Source organism: Halobiforma lacisalsi AJ5, assembly GCF_000226975.2.
Classification (GTDB): Archaea; Halobacteriota; Halobacteria; order Halobacteriales; family Natrialbaceae; genus Natronobacterium; species Natronobacterium lacisalsi.
This window is the reverse complement of sequence record NZ_CP019286.1, coordinates 142,037-161,979: the sequence shown is the minus strand read 5'-3', so window position 1 is coordinate 161,979 and position 19,943 is coordinate 142,037. Positions and strand designations below refer to the sequence as shown.

12 protein-coding genes are annotated in these 19,943 nt (G+C 54.1%); 6 read left to right on the top strand and 6 right to left on the bottom strand.

What is annotated here, in order from left to right:
- Positions 1-140: 140 nt before the first annotated feature.
- A complete protein-coding gene (gene tnpC / locus CHINAEXTREME_RS20975) occupies positions 141-1,577 on the top strand; it encodes an IS66 family transposase (RefSeq protein ID WP_076738807.1) in 1,437 nt (478 codons plus the stop codon).
- Positions 1,578-1,799: 222 nt separating this feature from the next.
- On the opposite strand, the gene CHINAEXTREME_RS20970 is transcribed toward tnpC, so the two are convergent.
- From CHINAEXTREME_RS20970 to CHINAEXTREME_RS20955, 4 genes are all read right to left on the bottom strand, one after another.
- Positions 1,800-3,533 (bottom strand): hypothetical protein, encoded by a 1,734-nt coding sequence (locus CHINAEXTREME_RS20970; RefSeq protein ID WP_029601801.1) that lies wholly within the window; start codon positions 3,531-3,533, stop codon positions 1,800-1,802.
- A 27-nt stretch (positions 3,534-3,560) separates the two neighbouring features.
- A complete protein-coding gene (locus tag CHINAEXTREME_RS20965; RefSeq protein ID WP_010546890.1) occupies positions 3,561-3,974 on the bottom strand; it encodes a hypothetical protein in 414 nt (137 codons plus the stop codon).
- Between the two features lie 6 nt (positions 3,975-3,980).
- Positions 3,981-4,259 (bottom strand): hypothetical protein, encoded by a 279-nt coding sequence (locus CHINAEXTREME_RS20960; RefSeq protein ID WP_007143083.1) that lies wholly within the window; start codon positions 4,257-4,259, stop codon positions 3,981-3,983.
- Between the two features lie 353 nt (positions 4,260-4,612).
- Positions 4,613-5,545, bottom strand: a complete 933-nt coding sequence (locus CHINAEXTREME_RS20955) for a hypothetical protein (RefSeq protein ID WP_238593404.1) — start codon at positions 5,543-5,545, stop codon at positions 4,613-4,615.
- 177 nt (positions 5,546-5,722) lie between these two features.
- On the opposite strand from CHINAEXTREME_RS20955, the gene CHINAEXTREME_RS20950 reads away from it, so the two are divergent.
- The 3 genes from CHINAEXTREME_RS20950 to CHINAEXTREME_RS20940 all read left to right on the top strand — a co-directional run bounded on the left by CHINAEXTREME_RS20950 (position 5,723) and on the right by CHINAEXTREME_RS20940 (position 12,722).
- Positions 5,723-8,311, top strand: coding sequence for a protein NO VEIN domain-containing protein (locus CHINAEXTREME_RS20950; RefSeq protein WP_007143081.1), 2,589 nt, complete (start codon positions 5,723-5,725; stop codon positions 8,309-8,311).
- A 74-nt stretch (positions 8,312-8,385) separates the two neighbouring features.
- Positions 8,386-9,720, top strand: a complete 1,335-nt coding sequence (locus CHINAEXTREME_RS20945; RefSeq protein WP_076738801.1) for an IS4 family transposase — start codon at positions 8,386-8,388, stop codon at positions 9,718-9,720.
- 341 nt (positions 9,721-10,061) lie between these two features.
- The gene (locus CHINAEXTREME_RS20940; RefSeq protein WP_076738806.1) at positions 10,062-12,722 is read left to right on the top strand and encodes a DUF1156 domain-containing protein; all 2,661 of its coding nucleotides are present in this window, start codon (positions 10,062-10,064) and stop codon (positions 12,720-12,722) included.
- On the opposite strand, the gene CHINAEXTREME_RS20935 is transcribed toward CHINAEXTREME_RS20940, so the two are convergent.
- The gene (locus CHINAEXTREME_RS20935; protein WP_029601778.1) at positions 12,719-13,093 is read right to left on the bottom strand and encodes a hypothetical protein; all 375 of its coding nucleotides are present in this window, start codon (positions 13,091-13,093) and stop codon (positions 12,719-12,721) included. The genes CHINAEXTREME_RS20940 and CHINAEXTREME_RS20935 overlap by 4 nt on opposite strands.
- Positions 13,094-13,095: 2 nt before the next feature.
- On the bottom strand, positions 13,096-13,689 hold the full coding sequence (locus CHINAEXTREME_RS20930) for a hypothetical protein (RefSeq protein ID WP_007143077.1): 594 nt from the start codon (positions 13,687-13,689) through the stop codon (positions 13,096-13,098).
- 325 nt (positions 13,690-14,014) lie between these two features.
- On the opposite strand from CHINAEXTREME_RS20930, the gene CHINAEXTREME_RS20925 reads away from it, so the two are divergent.
- Positions 14,015-17,248: a DUF499 domain-containing protein gene (locus tag CHINAEXTREME_RS20925; RefSeq protein WP_029601777.1), complete on the top strand. Its 3,234-nt coding sequence runs from the start codon at positions 14,015-14,017 to the stop codon at positions 17,246-17,248.
- Between the two features lie 39 nt (positions 17,249-17,287).
- On the top strand, positions 17,288-19,915 hold the full coding sequence (locus CHINAEXTREME_RS20920; protein WP_007143074.1) for a DUF1156 domain-containing protein: 2,628 nt from the start codon (positions 17,288-17,290) through the stop codon (positions 19,913-19,915).
- Positions 19,916-19,943 lie beyond the last annotated feature (28 nt).

The window sequence follows — 19,943 nt, the reverse complement described above, 5'->3', positions numbered from 1 at the left end:
GATTTCGGTACTCTCTCGTAGGAAGCGTTCAACGGACGCGATATGAACAGGCAGCAGACCTCGGATACGATTCTCAGGGATGGGCTCCGCACCGGAGCCCATCCCGTTACTTCTGCTGTCACTACTGGTTGGTGGAGTCTGTGAACGCAGACGATTTCACCAAAGAAGAGCTCCTTTCTCGGCTTCTCCAACTTGAGCAACGAGTCGAAGAACTCGAACGGGAGAACAAGCGAAAGGACAAGAAAATCGATCAGAAGGACGAGCGGATAGAAGAACTCGAAACACGCCTTCGCAAATACGAAAATCCGCATACACCGCCCAGTAAGCGACGGTCGGGGACTGACGAGTCCCCGACCTCGCAGGACGACGAAGACGAGAATGTTCGAACCGATGGCGGTACTCCCGGACGGAAGGACGGTCACGACCCTGAGTGGCGTGCAACAGCAGATCCCGACAAAGAGATCGATGTCACCTGTGACTGTTGTCCCGAGTGTGGCGAACACTTCGACGAGTCGGTGGGCGTCAGCCCCCGACTCGTCGAGGAGGTTCCCGATCCACAGCCACCAGAAATCACCCGGTACAACCGTCACTACTACCAGTGCAGCTCTTGTGGAACAGAAACCGTTGCTACACACCCCGACTGCCCCGATGAGGGGCAGTTCGGGGTGAACGTCATCTCTCAAGCAGCACTTTCTCGGTACGATCACCGCCTCCCCTACCGGAAAATCGCTGACCGGTTCGAGCAACTGCATGGATTAGAACTCTCGGGCGCGTCCGCGTGGCACGCGACCGAGCGCGCTGCGCGCGCCGGTCGCTGCGAATACGAACAGATTCGAAGACAGATTCAGCAAGCAGAGATCGTTCACGTTGACGAAACCGGTATCAAACGCGAGGGTGAGCAGGCGTGGATTTGGACGTTTCGGACGAGCGAGCACACGCTATACGCCGTAAGGGAGAGTCGTGGAAGTGATGTTCCCGCGGAAGTCCTCGGCGAGGACTTCCCGGGAACGGTCATCTGCGATGGGTGGACGGCGTATCCAGCGTTCAGCAGTAACCTTCAGCGGTGCTGGGCACATCTTCTCCGAGAAGCTGAAGACGCTGCTAGTGACCACGAGGAGGCAGAACCCGTTTACCGGTATCTCAAGCAGATGTTCGTCGGTCTCCAGTCGTGGCTGGGGACCGACCCGAGTCTTCGTGAGAGAGCACAGATGCACCGCTCATGCCAGAACGGGCTTAGATCGCTCGTGGGGCGGTCAGTAACCGACGAACCAGTGGCAACACTACTCGGGAAAATCGAAGGAGGGATCGACCACTGGCTCACCTTCGTCGGTGAGCCAGCGGTCTCCCCGACGAACAACGCAGCTGAGAACGCACTTCGTGAACCAGTCGTTCTCCGGAAAATCATCGGGACACTCCGTAACGATCGAGGTATGTTCGTTCACGAGACGATCTTGTCCCTGCTGGCGACATGGCGCCAGCAGGGACGCAATCCCTACGAAGAACTTCGCCGAGTCGTCAACAACAATGAGATGATATCACGGGCTCACACTGAACCGGCTGTTGAGACTTCGGGGTAAACACGTACATTTGATCTATTTCCACCTCTGAGGAATATTCAACTACGAGATCCGTTCCTTCTACGGTGACTTGCTGGATGGTCTCTTCTCCACCTGACGGAGTTGAGTTTCCTTCACTGGTGGAATCTACGTTTGTATTCAGACAGCCGGCTACACTAGCGATAGTGGTGCCAGCGATTGTTCGGAGAGCGGTTCGTCTATTGGGATGTGACTTGTTTCGAGTCATGGTTCTTGTTGGAAAATGTCTTCTGGGCCAAGCATCCGCAGGAGTCGCTTGCCGGCGTAGAACATCACGAAAAACGGCAGGAGCTGCCAGCCAACTTCGAACACGAGGGCGAACCAGCCCTCAATGGTTCCGAGTGGGTGCCAGCGGGCCGTCGCGGAATCGCTCACATATGCGGGATCATGTCCGAGCCACGAGCCCGGATGGTAGTTGGCCGTGTAGATCCCCGGCTCGTCGATCGTCACGATTGCCACACCCGATTCGTTGGTCTCGACACGCTGATCTGCGACGGTGATGTATCCATTTCGAGTCGTTCCACGAATCGGATATTGGCGGGTATCGTCGAGCGTGATTGAGGCGCCGGTCTGATTGTCTTGCAGTTCGATCCGGAGTGTCGCCTGTGACTGGTTCTGCTCGAGGAGCTTCACGGTGAGGTTACTCCGCCGGAGCTGTCGCTCGGAGCCCCCGTCCGGTTCGGCGATCGAGGCATTCACGCCACGGACGATCCCTGCGACGTGGAGCGCCTCGCGGTCGACGGTCTCCGCCCGAACGGCGACGCCATACGTCGTCGTGTACGATTGGTTGACGATGTCGATGTTGACGTTATCCCCGATGGAATCGACCGGTGACGGGCGGTCAGTCCCCCACGTCTCAATGAGTTCGGGGCCGTCTCGAACCGGCTCGGCGCGCGGACCGATGCGTGAGGGATACGCGTGGACGTACACGGGAATCGCGTCAGACTCGACCGTGGTCCTATCCGTCTGATTAGACTGAACGAGCGTGTCCCAGTTGGTGTTCCGAACGGTGTAGAACCGCCAGACACCGCGGACCCGGGCATCGCCATCCTCAGTGAGAGTATAGCCTTGCCACGGGCGGGACTGGAAGATCGCTACGCCGGCATCGCCGTTGGGGTACTCAGCGTAGTAAGGATACGCCGAGAGGTCGTAGATCTCAACGGCGATCGCGTCCGAGACGTTGCGTGATTCCGTTCGGTAGGTGACGTCGACGTCCGTCCGGTTGCCTTGGTCGAACCGAGTGGTCTTCTTCAGACGGGCACTGATCTCCGCTTCGAGCGTGAGATTCGCGCTCCAGTCATCCTCGATCTGGTAGTCGAGGGCTGGCGTATGGGTCCCATCCTCCGTCGCGATGGTCTCACCGTCTTTCTTCAGCCGGACTTCCTCAATTTCGTGCTCCGTAAGCGACCACTCGATGGTCGTGTTCCCGGACGAACTCCCGTTCGGAACCCGAACTCGATAGTCGACGAATCCCCGCATAGTCCCGTTCGGCGCGATGTAGAGTGGGGTTTCACCGGACTCGAGGTGTCCACGAGTAGAAGGCTGGACCGCGAAGATCGTAGCGTGGGCATCATCAATGAAGACACCGTCCTCGAGGTCCGCGTGCGACGGATGCACGGACGTGTCTGCTCCGCCGGCGTCGAGGTCCTCGAAGTCGTTCCGAGTCCACGTCGCTGCGGTCGCCGGCGGTCGTTTGAACGTGACGTCGGCCCCATTCGCAACCTGGTGGACGGCGGAGCGATTCTCGCCGTACCGCTGGCGGTACTCTTCCTGGCTGATGTAGTTATCCGAATCACGTGACCAGAGTGTCGCAGACTCGTTCTCGGTAAGGCCGTTCTCCTCCGTACCTGGCTGCGGCGGGTCAGCGGCGACGATACCCGTGACTATGCTCGTCACGAGCAATCCGGCCATGAGTACGGAGTGCACTCGGTGGTTCATTGGCTCACGTCGCGGACAGTAGACAGCTTACCAGGGGACGAGATCAACGCACTGCGCCAGCGGGAGGCTCATCATTGACCCAGCGACCGTATACAGCGGGCCAAGGACGACGAGGACGACCGCGGACTTCATCGCTGAGCGCTTGTGGCGCTTGAGGCCTTTCTTCTGCTCGGGATGGAGGGTGAACATCTCGATGAGGGAGTCTGCCTGCCAGACGATGGCGAGGCCAACGATTCCTAGGGCGGTGGTGAGTTGGAAGAATCCCTCAATCATGCTCGGAAGGTTGTCCGCGCTACAGACCGCGTTACTCTGCGCAGTGACCGACTGGACGGCGAACAAACCCAAGAAGACGATCGTGAGCACGGCCTGTCGAGTGATTCTGCCGGTCAGGGGCGACCCGGTGCGATGCTCAAGGTCGGAAGGAGCCTTGTCTTGTGACATAACGGATTAACCATCAGTAGCGTCTTCAGCCGTTGGCCGGCTCTGCTGATCTTCAACGAGCGACTGGAGGTCGTCGAATCGGTTCGTATCCGCTGCGATCTCTTCAAGCGTATAGCCCTGCTCACGGGCCCGCTCTAGAAGATCGCGGAGTTCATTGGGGTCAACACCGCGGACTTCCATTTCCTTACGGAGGGCGCGGCGATAGAGAGCGGAGGCATTGATATGGTCGTTCCACATCAGGTACAGGTCATCAATCTCTTCGACGGTTACTGACCTCGTTATCATGTATGCGGGTATAGGTCTGCATTGGCTGAGTTCCGGTACATGTTTGCTGACTATCTTGAAATAGATAAATATTCTGTATTTCTGGGGTTGATATTATCTCTAATAGCTATCTGAAGATGGTTCGAGAGCATCCCGAGTAGAGCTTAACCAACACCTAGGGTAACGGTATCCAATCGTTGGTTAAACGCTCAAAATAGAGCCGGTTTGGAGTATTGCCGTGCAAATCTGAAAGACACCGCTTAGTTAGAGTCAAGGGAATGGACTTGGTGAGCTTCTGACTCGAGCTTCGTTGAGGGGATTGAACTCGATTAGAGTCCTATCGTGTATAGCAGGGACCTGATCTTGAATCGCTCTCAGAGCGAGTCTCGGATTAAATCGTCGAACTTAATCAGTATCTGCTCGGGGACAAACTGTTCGAAGGTCACCCACCCATCCGGAAATCCAATTGTTACTCGCGGATGCAGCGGTTCGCCGTGCTCCATTGAACGGACGTCAGTCGGGACTGTGACGAGTCCCGTCGCCGCGTTGAGTTCCGTGTCACCACGCCGGAGGAGGTCCTCGACGATCGCGTCAGTACGAACATCGGCTACGTTCCCAGCTTCTGGGTCCTTTGACCGGATCTCGATCTCCCGTGAACTGTCTCGAGAGTTCGTATTCCTTAGACGGAGTGTTGAATACCCATCCACGCATGCATCCTCGAACCGTCCACGGAACCCGGTATCGAGGAAGGAGATTCGGGTTGCATCGTCCAGTTCGAGATAACTCAGTACGGCCTGTACGGTTGCGTCCGCGGTGCCGTCGTCGGATGCCCGAACGGCGAGGAGCTGTGTTCTCGGTTTGAACGTCGCGACGGTCGTCGGCCGGTTTTCCTTCGAGATCGTCAGTTGCGTCTGTGACCCGGTATCGGGGACGTTGCAAACGACGTAGATACGGTTGTGGTCCCTGACGGCGGTCTGGACTTCGGGTCCGTACGCGCCCGGGGAGCCCATATCCCCGACTCGACCGGTCGCACCGTCGGGTGAGACCTGGCGCAGTCCATCGACTCGGTAGTAGTAGACTGTCCGGGCGCCCGCAAAGCGGAGCTGTGACGCTGCCCGCCGGAGTTCGATCTGAGAGAGTTCATCGAGTGTGTCAGCGAAGCTTCGATCGTCGACGTTGATGGAGATATCGGCTGCCTGGAGGACGCGACGGCGGGCGGCCTGCGAGGGGAGATTGCGAATGAGTTCTTGTGGTGACGCGTCGTTTTGTGTTGGGTCAATCGGGAAGTCCATATTGGGATCAGACACGTACTACCTGTCGTAGTGTCCCTGTTGGAATTTATATGTTAAGAACTTCTGATTTATCACCAATCAATGGAAGCTAGCAATCCAGACCAATTAGTACGGAGAATTCGAGAGCAATATCTGGCCGATTCGCCTGATCTTGTGAGAACAAGTCTCCACGGTCACTCGAATGTCGTTCAGATGAACTTTGCTTCGACATATTTCCCACTTGAATTCATCCAAAACGCAGACGATGAGGGTGCCAGTGCAGTCCGTTTTCAAGTCCGGCAGATCGGCGGCGACTGGTGCTTAGAAATTCTTAACAACGGGCGTAAGTTCACCGACAGCGCACTCGAAGGCCAGGATAGAGATACTGACGATGTCAAGGACGACGTAACTGGACTGTGTGCAGCTGGCGTCTCACCGAAACATCCCCGTGATCACATTGGCTTCATCGGAGTAGGATTCAAATCGATCTTCGAGATCAGTCAATGCGTCGAGGTCCACTCCGGTCAATTCCACTTCTCGTTCGATAGAGAACGTGCGGAAAAACACGGTGATGAGATCCCCTGGAGAGTCGTTCCCTGGGAATGTAACGCTACGAAGGAAACAGAGGTCCCTACGGAGATCGATGGAACTGAGTATACTACCCGGTTTGTTGTTAGACTGGACGAACGGGGCCAGGAATTGCTTTCGAAGGACGAACTCTTCGAACCCCTCCATTCTGAGAACATCGACCGGCGTGTATTTCTTTTCTTGAAAGATGTGCGTGAGTTATCTATCGAAGATCATTACTCGGACAACTCACGGCATATTAGCCGGACAGACAACGTTCATGATGATGGGTTAGCGTCGTCTGTTGAGAGAGCGAGACAGCAATTCCCCAGCTCAAAGCAAGAGACAATCAGAGACGAGGCAGACGCGGAGTTCGATCCTATCGAAGTTGTAGAACTCGAGGAGTCGTTAGCAGATGGGACGAAGGAGGCGGATACATGGGTACTGTTCAAACATCTTTGGAAGGTGCCGGACAGCATTCAGGAAGACCCAAAGACGGAGCAGTATATGCGTGGGGGTGTAGATTATCGCGAGGTGTTCATCGCCTGTATCGTAGACGATGATGGGGGATTCGCCCGGCCGGAAAGCGGGACTCTGCACACAGGCGTATTCAGCTATCTTCCTCTCAAAGAACTCGAGACTGACTTCGACTTTCTCGTTCACGCAGACTTCCTCACGCCTGCTGATCGACAGACGATCAAGCAAGAGCTCCCCTGGAACCGCGAGATCGCACAGGGCGTAGTTGAGTGTGCGAAGGATGTCCTCGATGTTGTTGCTGGTCACGACGATTGGTGGACTGACCTTGGAGTATTCGTACCAGAAGGGCAGGGAGACACATTCGTAACAACGGAGATCGTTAACAGAATTCACGAGTATGTCGAGAGCTCAAGTTTAGTCCGAGATCAAGCGGGGCAACGAATCAAATTAGACGACTGCCAAGTGGTTGACGAACACATCCGCGAAGCTTTCGACGCTGATCAAGTAGAGGAAGCGGGTGCTAACCGTCCCATTCACGAGGAACACGAGGAGATCTACCAAACGATCGAGGGCAGAAAATCGCTCGGCATCCATCAGTTTCTCCAAAACTATGATGTCACGACGACGCTCGAGGGTGTCGACGGTGTGGAGAGAATGAACACCTTCGAGCGAGTGTTCGAGGGGATTTCAAGCAAAGCTTCGTTTAGACAATCAAATATCCTCAGCACAACCGCTGTGCCATTAGAAGATGGGCGAGTAGTTGGAACTGATGACGTAGAGCAGGTCTACCTTCCACCTACTGGGATAGACTTAGATGAGTTCGAGACTGCGCGCCCGCTACAAGAGGCCCGGTCCTCTCTCAATATCGTAGATAGTGACCTTGCCGAAAAGGAGGAGATTCGGTCGGTGCTGGATGGGAACGATGTAGAAGAGTTGACCGAAGGAGCACTGATCGAAGAATGGCTTCATACCGTCGACTGGGGATCACTCTCGACGAACGACCGATACCTCGTAGCGGCAATCCTCTGTCGAGCATCGAGTGATGGCGAGTGGGAAGTCGGTGAGGATCCGCCAACTCTCCGACTACAAACAGAAGATGGCTCCTGGCTCTCGCCATCTCAACTTCTCCTCGGTGAAGCCTACGATCCGGCTGTGGCAGACGATACAGATGCTCCGAGTCAAGATCTCCAAGCCGCTCCCTGGTTTACCACGAACACGGTGATCGAAAATCGCGGTATCTTCGCTGAAGCAGGTGCTGACGCCCTCAGAACTGGACCTCGATACGTGAGTGAAGCGTACCTGGAGACGTTCGACGAACTCGACGTCGACGACTGGAGGCCGTTCCTTCGGAAACTTGGGGTCGACTCGATGCTCGATGAGAAACACACTATCGGAGCACTGGGTGAGCTCTTCGTGAAGCTGCAACTGGAGGCGAAGCAAGACGTCGACGTCAGGCAGGCAAAAATCGGCCGGGATTTGGATGTCGGCTCTATCAATGACCCCGATGGACAGATTGTCGAGGTCAAATCAACAAAAGAGTCGAAACAGAATTTCGATCTGAATACCACGCAAACGCAACTGCTCGAAGCAGAGTCGGAGCGATATCGTGTGTACAGGGTGACCGAGGTTCTGTCGACGGATCCGATTGTTCGCTATGCAGATGCGGAGACAGCCCGTAGTACAGGAACGTTCAAATTGGAGTTCTCAAGTAGCGACTGGCAGCGGGACTCTATTACAATGGCATTCGTTCTAGTTTAGCCATTCGTTCTAGTTTAGCAGAGTGTAGCGCCGTCTGACTAGATATCGTTGTGACTACCAGTCAGAGAAATCCGGTGGATAGTGTGACCTACTCCCCACCGGATTCAGTGATTGTTGATCGGATTCAAAGAGCGTTTCCCTCCGATGAGTTGCGCGAGCGCGCTCGCGCAACGAATCTCGTAGAGCGTGAACGGAAATTCGACGCTGTTGCGCTGTTCTACACGCTTTCACTCGGCTTCGCTGCTGGATCAGACCGATCTATTCAGGCCTTTCTCGAACGATTCGTCGAGATGGCTGACTGTGACGAACTCTCCTATGCAACCTTCCACGGGTGGTTCTCTCCACCGTTCGTTGCACTCCTTCGAGAGATTCTCGATGACGCCATCGAGAATCTCGATACCAGAAGTGCCGACCTTAGCGGACGTCTCGAACGGTTTCGAGACGTCCTCATCGTCGATGGGAGCATTGTGTCTCTCTATCAAGATGCTGCAGATGTGTACGCTGCAACCGGTGACGATCAGGCTGGTCTGAAACTTCACCTAACAGAATCACTCTCAACTGGCCTTCCGGCACGGTACCAGACAACTGACGCTAAAACCCAAGAACGGAGCCAGCTACCCACCGGCGAGTGGGTAGCTGGCGCACTTATCCTGCTTGATCTCGGCTTCTACGACTTCTGGTTGTTCGACCGCATTGACCAGAATAACGGCTGGTTCGTCTCCCGTGTGAAGGACGACGCAAACTTCGAGATCGTCGAAGAGCTCCGGACGTGGCGGGGCAACAGTATCCCGCTCGAAGGAGAGTCGCTGCAGGACGTCCTTGACGACCTGCAGCGACAGGAAATCGATGTTCGCATTACCCTCTCGTTCGAGCGAAAGCGAGGGTCGTGCACCAGCACGACCCGAACGTTCCGGTTGGTTGGTGTTTGGAACGAGGACACTGAGGAGTACCACCTCTATCTGACGAATCTCTCGAAAGACGACTATAGCGCGCCCGATATCGCACAGCTCTATCGGGCGCGCTGGGAGATCGAATTGCTATTCAAGGAACTGAAATCGCGCTTCGGACTTGACGAGATCAACACGACCGATCCGTACATCATCGAGGCGCTGGTCATCATGGCCGCGATCTCACTGCTGATGAGCCGTGTTATCGTCGATGAACTCCAGAAACTAGACAGAAAACAACAGGAAAGCGCCGACGACGCCGCAGCGTCGTCGCCGCAACTCCCTCGTCGGCGATGTTCTCACGCTGTCGAACGCCACGCACACCTGATCCAGTTGTATGTGATGCTCGATTTAGGGTACGAACTCCCGGATTTAGATGAGTTGTTGTTATGGGCGTCACGTGATCCAAATCCGCATCGTCCGAGATTACGTGATCAGGTTAAGTCAGGCGAGTTCTGGTAACGAACTCGCCTGACGACCGGGGAACCCCCTGTCTCAATAGCGGCAGCTCTGGAACGGCGACGCACTCACAGCCGTGAGTGCGCCGCCTCAAAGGTATCACACGACGAATCCGTGACTGCCTGTTCCAGCGACCCACTCTCCTGAGCCAGTCCACTCCAATTTGGTATAGTCTCTGCTGAGATCCTGCTTCACCCCGTCGCTAAACTAGAACAGATGATTACAATGGAGACGAGGACCTCTTACTGACAGCAATACCACCACTGTCGAATTCCAACTTCGTCTGTGACAGGCAAGCGTAGTACCAGATTTATATGTCTCTCGTGAAAATGGAAGGATATCAAATGTCTGAGCAGCAACCACGAGAGGAAGGTCGTTCTGAACTCCCTATCGAACGTGGCTTCCCGATTGAGCGGGTGAACGAAATCGCTGAGAAAGAGGGGCTGGCCAAGCAGCATTACCGGCCTATATACACGATGCATAAATGGTGGGCACGTCGCCCAGGATGCCTTTTTCGTGCTATTACACTCTACACGCTCCTCAACGACCGGACTTCCTCTGAGGGGATAGATGTGTATGATCCAGGTGAAAATCAAACGCTCGGTAACAATGGTCTCGGCAAGGATGACCTCATTGAGGCAATATCGCAGATATCTATGGATGATCCCGAATCGCTCTGGGATTTTTACACTAAAGATGTCCGGATTAAGAATCAGAAAATTCTCGACCCCTTTATGGGAGGAGGAACCTCTCTGGTTGAAGCATCTCGATTCGGCGTGGAATCTGTCGGTATAGACCTGAATCCTGTCGCATGGTTTGTCACGAAAATGCAACTTGAAGCCGGACAGACTAATGTAGACCAGCTTGAAGAAGCATTTGAAGAAATAAAAGAGGAGGTTGCCAACGAAATTCAAAAATACTATCGAACATCTTGTCCTCACGGCGACCACGATGCTGATGTGATATACAACTTCTGGTATAAAGAACTAGATTGTGTTTCATGTGGTCACACAGTCCCGTTGTTCAAAGATTATCGCGTAGCCAAAGGTCGGTATGGCGAAAATAAAGACAAATATTATGTATCCTGTCCTGATTGTGAAGGAGTTACGCTAGTGGATGATTGGCAGGATAAAAGTGAATGCGATCACTGTAACAACCAATTCGTCCCGAAAAACGGTCATGTTACTCGGGGGGGTTACTACACCTGTCCCAAATGTGGCCAAAAGGAATCTATAACCGATGCTATAGCCTCTCAGGGGAAACCCAACCAACGTCTCTATGCTGTGGAGTATTATTGTTCTGAGTGTGATACACAGGGCCATTCGAAGAGCGAGTACAAAAGCTACAAAGGGGCTGATGGGCGTGATAAGAATCTGTTCGAAGATGCTAAACGCGAATGGCAAACTCGTACTGATCTACATGAATTTGTTCCACATGAACCGATCCCTGAGGGAGCGATTACAGCGGCCTCTTCGGTAAGTGGAAATGATGTCTTTCAACATGGTCTGGAAGACTGGACAGATATGTTTAATGAGAGGCAGCTGCTTTGCCTCTCAAAGCTGATGAAGTCTATTGATGATATAGAAAATCCTGCTAGAGAATATTTACTACTAGCTCTATCTGAAGCACTAAACTATAATACCATAATGACTTCGTATAATCCTGGCAAAAATCTCATTTCTAATCTATTTAATAAAAACTCGTTTGTCTCCCCCCAACTTCCCGTGGAGAATAATGTTTGGGGTACTAAATTCGGGACAGGAACGTTCACCGCAATGTGGGATATGGTAAAGAACGGTGTCGAATATGCTGGTTCCCCCACTGAACGATATAGGGAAGATGGAGAAACTCTCGAAACAGAAGAATTCTCTCAACCGATAGGTTTGAACGCCCAAATATATCAGGATGATATGCGTAATATTACTGCTGAATCTGAATTTGATGCTGTTATCACTGATCCTCCGTACTATGATAATATAATCTACTCGGAGGTTGCTGATTATTTTTATGTCTGGCAAAAGATCCTTCTGGAAGATGTTTATCCCGGATTTGATCGGGATCAGACTCCGAGAACCGAATCTATCGTAACTAATCCACATCTTGATAAGACCGCTGATGATTTTGAACACGAGATGGGAGAAGCACTGAATGTCATAAATAAGGCCCTCAAGGAAAACGGTGTTCTCGCGTTCACATATCATCACAGTGACGAAGAGTCTTGGGGTGAACTTCTGAAATCGCTTTGTGAGAACGGCTTTGAAGTGACAGCCACTTACCCAATAAATTCTGATCTGAACAAGTTCAATAAAGACGAAGCTGTAGCTTTTGATATCGTAATTGTAGCTCGTCCTATTGATTCTACTACTCCGATTTCTTGGAATTCTTTGCGTCGTCAAATCGTAAGAACGGCTCAAGAAACACGTGAAACACTTGAGAAAAATAGGGATCTTACCGGAGGGGATATCGGTGTGATCGAGATGGGGAAGTGCTTCCAAGAATATTCTAAGCATCATAATCAAATCAGAGGAGCTAGAGAAGGTATGACGGCGAAAGAAGTCGTCGATGAAATTTACGGAATCATACAGAAGGGGGAACGTGGTGAGCAGGATGTGTATCTGGATCTTCTTGAGGAACGACAGCCTACATATGATAGTCTGAATAAGCACCTCAAACGCTCTGACGCCGCTGAAAAATCCATGAGAGAGATGGTGCTATTCGATGTGGACGGTGGTGACTTCAATCTCTGTGATTGGGCTGACAAAAAACGCCAGGCCTACGTCCAGAGCAAGGTCCAGGAGGACAATGGTGATCTCACTGCTCTCGATAAAGCACACTTCCTCCGGTACCGCTTCGAACAGGACAAGTCGACGAGTGAATATCTCGAGCAGTGGGATACTGACGAACTCCAAGACGTCTGTGAGGGACTTGCCGAGGCTACGGGTGACGACACATACCTGAAGATGCTCGGTGTCGATACGTCTCTGCTCGAGTTCACTGAGGACTAGGGCTGGTCGTCGAGGACCTCGAGGGCGATCGCGTTTGCGGAACTTTCTCGAACGTCAGTCAGCTTTGCCTGGACGGTAGCACCACTCGGCAGATCCTGCCCCGCCGGGTCGACGAATGTGGCGACTCCCTCTATTTTCGCGAACGCGTCCGGCCCTTCCTCGCCAGGCGGACTCTGAATGACGATCGTCCGTACCTCGCCAGTCTCAAGCTTTTCGCGGGCATCGCGACGTTTGGCTTCCTCGTGGCCCTGCTGTTTCCGCCGTGCCCACTCGAGTATCTGGTCGTCGTGGAGGCGTTCAAGTGTAGCTACTCGTTGCTCGAGTTCTGCGATTCGTTGCTGTTCATCTTGGTGCTCGATTTGCGATGACATCGTTATTCCAGTTCACCGACCCGCTCTGCGAGTTCCTTGATCTTCTTGCAGATGTCTTTTCGACTATACTTCGTCTCGAGATAGACCCCATCAGTGACCTCGACGTCCTCTGCCATCGATCCTCCCTTCTGATGAAGCGGTTCCGTATTGATCAGGTACCGCTTCCAGCCGCTTTTGATCGGGAGATCGCCTTCCGTGAGGTATCCGTTGACGAGCAGGAAGTCGACAAACGCGACCAGGTTATCCTTGGCGTTCTTATTCCCACTGAGTGTGATCTCTCCGTCCTCGTATGTGATTCCCGTCTGTTCGTACACCTGCTCCCAGAAGTCGTCCGACGTCGACGCTTCGGTTTGGGCATCGGATCGCTCCAGACGTTCTACTTCGAACTCCAGGGCTTCTAGCGCGGTATCGTCTTCGTCACTCAATTGCGGCCAAATATTCGTAACCTCCATCGTGAGGTTCTCGATCGGGAAATCGTCCCACTCGAGCTCGTCGATAGTGACGTACTTCGTATCGTTCGAAAGCGGTGCTTTGCGCTCTTCCTTGACGGTAATCCCCTCGCTGGTGAACACGACGGATCGTTTCTCTGTCGTCATACCTCTACCAATACACTACTAAGTAATAGTTTTTACTAACCAGTTTAGAGTCTACTCAGTAGAGATTTGGAAAACTAATTGACAGCTGTCTACGGTGGACCCTGAATAGACACACAATAGGCCTCAACTTGGTAGAGTTCCTTTCTTCTGTGTCGATCGTATGGTGTTCTCCACGATAACTGCCCTGAGAATGGTCTAATAGACATTATAATGTTGAATATATTCTTTTAGGCTAATCTGAAATCGGTAACAGCTGGATAGCTGAAGTTGACAGCGGTAAAGATACATACTTTCATAAGATGGTCGGCCATTGTGTCAGACAGATATGAGCGCAGAAGGAACTCTCAACACAAAAATCGATGACGTGCTGACGCTCAGCCCAGAACTTACTGAGGGCGGCAGCCTGATCAAAGGTCAGATTCGCCTCTACGATGTCGACAGTGATGCCGACACGCTGGAATCTGATGCGGAGAGATTTTTTGATCGCACGCTTCTGACTGGTGGGTTGGAGGACTCGATGAAGCGCCTCCGTGACACCCTTGAGGGAGAGGACAACACGCGCATACACGAGATGTACGGTCCGTACGGGACCGGTAAATCTCACCAGATGGTGGCGATGTACCACTGTTTCCAATCCCCCGATGTCGTCAGCGATTGGGCCGATGGCCGAATCGAGGGCCTCGGTGATGCGCTTCCTGACGACGCTGTTCCGATCGTCGTCTCGCTCCAGAAAAAACAATACCAGTACCTCTGGGAGCCGCTGTTCGACGCACTTGACTACGAACCAGATGAAAGCGAATACGACGACGAGGGAGGCTACCCTACGATAGACGTCATCAAGGACGCGGTGGGTGACCGTACGGTTGCGTTCTTCATGGATGAGCTCGAGGACTTTTTCCAGGCGCTCAAAGGCCAGCGCAAGGGTGCAAACAAGGGCTTTCTCCAGGCTCTACTCGAAACGTCCACGAGCCCCGATACTGAACTCTATTCGTTCGTTTCCGTCCTTCGCGAGGGGTCGGACGTCCATGATATCCTGTCGCGCCAGCAGCGCGTCGAGGTCAACATGTCCAATCAGGTCGACATCCGGGAGGTCCTCCGTCACCGACTCGTTGACTCTATCAACGACCGGTCGGCGATGCGCACGCTCGTCGACCAGTACATCGAAGCCTACGCGGATACGGACTACGTCGATCTTCCGGACGGCCTCCGCGAGGAAATGTACGATACCTACCCGTTCCACCCGATCCTCATCGACTCGCTGAAAACCCGCTACTTCGCGGAAACCGAGTCAGGGGCAACCCGGGGGATGCTCTATCTCTTCGCGAAGGTACTCGTTGACCAGTACCAGGACACTGACCTCATCACGCACGGCGCAGTCGACGCCGTCGAGTACAATGACGAACTCACCCGGATCAACGTCGAACATTCCCGGCCGGATCGGTGTTACGACGACATCCGAGAGCGCCTCGCGGACGCGGACATCTCCTACGGCCGGCCTATCCTCAGTACCGTTCTCATCTACTCGCTCACGCCGGGACTCGCGGAAGGCGCGACCACTTCCGACATCGTCATCGGAACCTATCACGCTGGCGACCGCATCAACGACATCATCGTCGACCTCGAGCGCCTCCAAGGCGAGGTCTACCACCTCTGGCGCTCCGACGACCGCTACGTCATCCGCGAGGATGAGAACCCGCGCTCGCTTGTGAAAAACGCCGCCCGTGACGTTGACGACGAAGACGCGATCGAACTCGTCGGCGACAAGGTCGAAACGCTGTTTGGCTCGGGCGCACACGCGGTCGGGTTCAACGTCGACGGCGAACTCGAGAACGTTCCCGACAGTCAGAACATAAAAACCGTCGTGAAAAACGGTCCTTGGGATGAGGATAGCGTCGGTGAGATCATCAAGAATCAGCCTGCTGGTCGGCAGTGGCGGAACACGCTCGTATTCGTCCAGCCGAAAAACGGCAAGACGATCTCGCCCACCTCGCAGCAGGAGAAGTTCCTTGGGAAAGCCAAGGAGGTCATCGGTGCGGAGATCCGAAAGCAGGACGAAAACTTGGCCGATGAGATCCGCGAGGAGATTGCAAAGCTTCACGACGAGTACGAGGACGACCTCCTAGAGCGCCTGGAGAGCGCCTACGGAGAAATCATCGACGGTGACGACCTTCTCAATGAGTTCGACTACGCGGCCGAGATGTCGCTGGAGAACTTCGTCGCTACCGAGCCCGTCCTCAACGCCAGTAACATCGCTGCAGCGGCGGAAGCGGACCCCTTCGACCTCCAGCGCCACGTCTGGGATATCGTCCGCGATCGCCTCGATAGCCGTTCCGAGACGACCATCGACGACATCTACGAGCAGTTCCTAATGGACCCAACGTATCCCATCCCGGGGAGCGTCCAAGCGGTTGTCAACGCCGTCGAAGACGGGCTAGAGGATAAACCGATTCTGGCCCACGACGGCAGCGGCTTCAAGGACGAACTCCGTGGTCTGACTCAGGACACGGTGCTCGTTCTGGAGAACGACGTCGAGAAGTGGTCGACCGAAGAAGTCGAATCCGAACTCCGTGGTCGATTCGGTGCGGGAAAGAAGGAGGTCGACCTAGAGCAGTTCGAACTCGACCTTCGCAAGCGTACTGATGTATGGATCCACGATCAGGACCCGAAAGACGCCGTCATGATGGCTGCTGGGCGGCTGACAAACGAGGACCACTACGTCCTCGTCAGTGGGAATGAAATCCTTGACAAGGTGCGCTGGGACGCAACGCTCCGCGACGTCTCGGACGCTGAGACGATCGGCCCGAACGAGGTTCGTGATCGCTTCGAGGAGACGGTTGATGCCGCCGGAGAAGCTGACACCAGCCAGGTGCTGACGACCATTCGCAACGACACGGAAGTGTATCTCCCGCAGGACAACACCGAGTCTGCGTTCCGCAGCGCAGTAAGTACGCTCCTCTCCGAAGGATACAAACTCAAAACCGGAGGTGACTATGTCAGTACCCTCGGCGATCGTGATCCGACCTCTGTTGTCGTTGCTCCGATGGTTCCCGATGACATCGGTGAGCGCATCCTGAACTATATCGGCGACCTCGAGGAGGAAGCTACTTTCCAGGTGCAGTCGATCCAGAGTGACTGCGCGGCAGGGGAACCCGAAGCTGCAGTCAAGCACTTCCTGCTCTCCAACCTTGGGAAAGAGGACCCGCACTACGTCGTCGGCGCGACGGGTTCGGAGGATCCAGCAGACTGGTTCCCCGGCGCTGGCTTCCGTATCCCTCCGGAAGAGGGCTGGACCTTCGAATATCAGGGCGACAGTCCAGCTGAGATGCGCCAGGAGTGGAACGAATCACACGAGTCTGGCTCTGTCTCCTACGGATCGCTCTCGTTCAACACTGAGGGCGAAGACGCAGCACCAGGCGGACTCCAAGGTGTCGCTGAGTTCCAGCAGGCACACACGGATCTTCAGCTCGAACTCGGACAATCTCACGAGATCGTCGCCGACATTCTGGAGAACATCCCCGAGTCTGCCACGAGCATCGACATCACCATCCAGTTCGAATGACGCCAATCTTCAAATACGAAAGCGGGGCCACCATCAATCATGTCTGACCCGGATGCGAACTCGCGGGATACGCTCCCTATCGAACGGGGATTCCCTATCGAGCAGGTGAACGATCTCGCTGATCGAGAGGGACGCGCCAAGATGTACTATCGGCCGCTGTCCACCATGCACAAGTGGTGGGCCAGACGGCTCGGGAGCGTGTTCAGGGCGATCTCTCTGTACTCGTTAGTCGATGATCCCAGCGCCGTTGAAATCCACACTGCAGATCAGGAAAATCTGAATCTATCCGATTTCGGCGACGGAGATTCAGAAGACATCGCCGCTGAGGATCTCTCTGATCTCATCGAGGCGGTCAGTCTCACTAATCCAGACGCGCTCTGGGAGCTGTATCCGAAAGACATTCGCGTCGACGGGAAAACCGTCCTCGATCCGTTCATGGGTGGCGGAACGAGTCTCATGGAGGCCATCCGCTTTGGGGCTGACGTCACCGGTGTCGACCTGAATCCGGTTGCATGGCTCATCTCCAAGAAGGAACTCGAAGCTCATGAGGTCGATATTGACGAGCTTCAACGGGCCTTCGAGGATGTCAGAACAGCTGTCGCTGACGAACTCCAGTCCCACTACAAGACAGCCTGCCCTCACGATGAAGATCACGTTGCAGACATCGTCTATGCGTTCTGGGTACGGAAACTAGACTGCACGTCCTGTGGGGAGACGATTCCACTATTCAAAGATTACCGTGTCGCAAACGGTCGCTACGAGAATGATGACAAGTACAACGTCTACTGTCCTGAGTGTGAATCGGTCTTCCTGACCGATGATTATCGTAGTGAGTCTATCTGCACCGAGTGCGGACACGAGTTCGTTCCAGCGAACGGCCCAGTGACGCGAGGCGGTAATTACGGTTGTTCGTCGTGTGGCTTGCAGTACCCCATTGTTGACGCGATTGCCGACGGACAATCGTATACTGAAGAGCTCTATGCGATCGAATACTACTGTCGGTCATGTGAGGATGAAGGCAAAGAGCGGTCTACCTACAAGGGTTACAAAGCGGCGACCGAGGAAGACCGTACCAAGTTCGATCGCACCAGCGAGGCGTGGCACTCTGCAGAGGACCTGAAGGCGTATGTCCCACAGGGCGAAATCCCCGAAGGCGCGATCACAGCAGCATCTCGAATAAATGGAAACGATGTCTTCCGCCACGGCTACGAGACGTGGTCGGACATGTTCAATGATCGCCAGCTCTACTGTCTTTCGACGCTGCTCTCTGCAATCGATGACGTCGACGATCAGACTATCAAGGAGTATCTCCTCCTCGCCTTCAGCGATTCCTTGATGTTCCAGAATAACTTTTCCATCTATAATATCTCCGGAACGAAAATCGAGGGGATCTTCAGACAGAACACCTACCAACCCCAGGTTGAGTATGCGGAAAACAACGTCTGGGGAACCAGAGCTGGCCGAGGCACGTTCAAGAATACATGGGAGAAAATCGTCAATGCCGTCGAGTTCGCCCACCATCCGACGGAACGCTACCTCGAGGACGGAGAGCTTAAAGAGACGGCTTCGTTTGAGAACCCAGTCGGAGGCGAGTACACACTCCACCAAGGCGACGTCCGGGACGTCGAGCTCGAATCGGAGTACGACGCTATCATCACTGATCCCCCATACTACGACAATGTCGTCTATTCAGAGGTCTCAGACTTCTTTTACGTCTGGCAACGGCTGCTTCTAGCCGACGAGTATCCCTGCTTCAACCCCGAAACGACGCCTCGCGAAGAGAGTATCGTCGCGAATCCGGCTATCGACAAAGACGGAGCTACCTTCGAGAGGGAGCTCAAGCAGTCGTTCTCGCGGATGGGTGACGTGCTAAAAGACGATGGCATCCTCGCCTTCACGTATCGTCACAGCGGGAAAGAGTCCTGGGGGATGCTCCTAGAATCACTGTGCGACGAAGGATTTGACGTAACTGCGACGTATCCAATTTCGGCCAATCTCAGCGAGTTCGTAATGGGTGACGGGCTCAGCTTCAGCGTGATCGTGGTCGCACGACCTGCGTCGGATCGCGACCCGATCAGTTGGTCTGCACTCCGACGGCAGATGCACAGGACTGCTCAACGGACACGGGAGGAGATTCGGGAAGGACAAACCATCTCCGAAGGCGATATCAACGTCGTCGAACTTGGACGGTGTTTCCGTGAGTATTCAAACCATCACGGAAAGGTCCACCGCGACGGAACGGTCATGTCCGCTAGTGATGTTGTCGCCGAGATCTATGACATCATCGCCGGTGACGTTTCTCCCGACGAAATCTATCTGAGTCTCTTAGCAATGAAGAACCCCACACTTAACGATGTGAACCGCCTGTGCAGAGGAACACAGATTAGCCCAAATGACCTCCAGGAACGGGCGCTTTTCGACACCGCAGACGGCTTCACGCTGTTACGATGGCACGATGAGCAACGGCTTTCCTACCTCCAAGCTAAGGACCCTGACGAACTCTCTGCTCTTGGACAAGTACAGCTCCTCAGATACGACGCTGATGACGAAACCAAACTGAGGGATGGTCGCCGTGAACTGGAGGTTACTGGCGAAATGATGGACGTTGCATCTGAACTTGCGGACATCACTGGGGACGAGACGTTCCGTCAGCTCCTCAGAGACTAACATATTTTACACCCCTGTGAGACGTTGG

What these genes read in the sequence shown, in the direction of transcription:
- CHINAEXTREME_RS20970 (WP_029601801.1), bottom strand. Translation starts at nt 3,533, where the DNA reads ATGAACCACCGAGTGCACTCCGTACTCATGGCCGGATTGCTCGTGACG.
- CHINAEXTREME_RS20950 (WP_007143081.1), top strand. Translation starts at nt 5,723, where the DNA reads ATGAACTTTGCTTCGACATATTTCCCACTTGAATTCATCCAAAACGCA.
- CHINAEXTREME_RS20925 (WP_029601777.1), top strand. Translation starts at nt 14,015, where the DNA reads ATGAGCGCAGAAGGAACTCTCAACACAAAAATCGATGACGTGCTGACG.
- CHINAEXTREME_RS20965 (WP_010546890.1), bottom strand. Translation starts at nt 3,974, where the DNA reads ATGTCACAAGACAAGGCTCCTTCCGACCTTGAGCATCGCACCGGGTCG.
- CHINAEXTREME_RS20940 (WP_076738806.1), top strand. Translation starts at nt 10,062, where the DNA reads ATGTCTGAGCAGCAACCACGAGAGGAAGGTCGTTCTGAACTCCCTATC.
- CHINAEXTREME_RS20960 (WP_007143083.1), bottom strand. Translation starts at nt 4,259, where the DNA reads ATGATAACGAGGTCAGTAACCGTCGAAGAGATTGATGACCTGTACCTG.
- CHINAEXTREME_RS20920 (WP_007143074.1), top strand. Translation starts at nt 17,288, where the DNA reads ATGTCTGACCCGGATGCGAACTCGCGGGATACGCTCCCTATCGAACGG.
- CHINAEXTREME_RS20930 (WP_007143077.1), bottom strand. Translation starts at nt 13,689, where the DNA reads ATGACGACAGAGAAACGATCCGTCGTGTTCACCAGCGAGGGGATTACC.
- CHINAEXTREME_RS20935 (WP_029601778.1), bottom strand. Translation starts at nt 13,093, where the DNA reads ATGTCATCGCAAATCGAGCACCAAGATGAACAGCAACGAATCGCAGAA.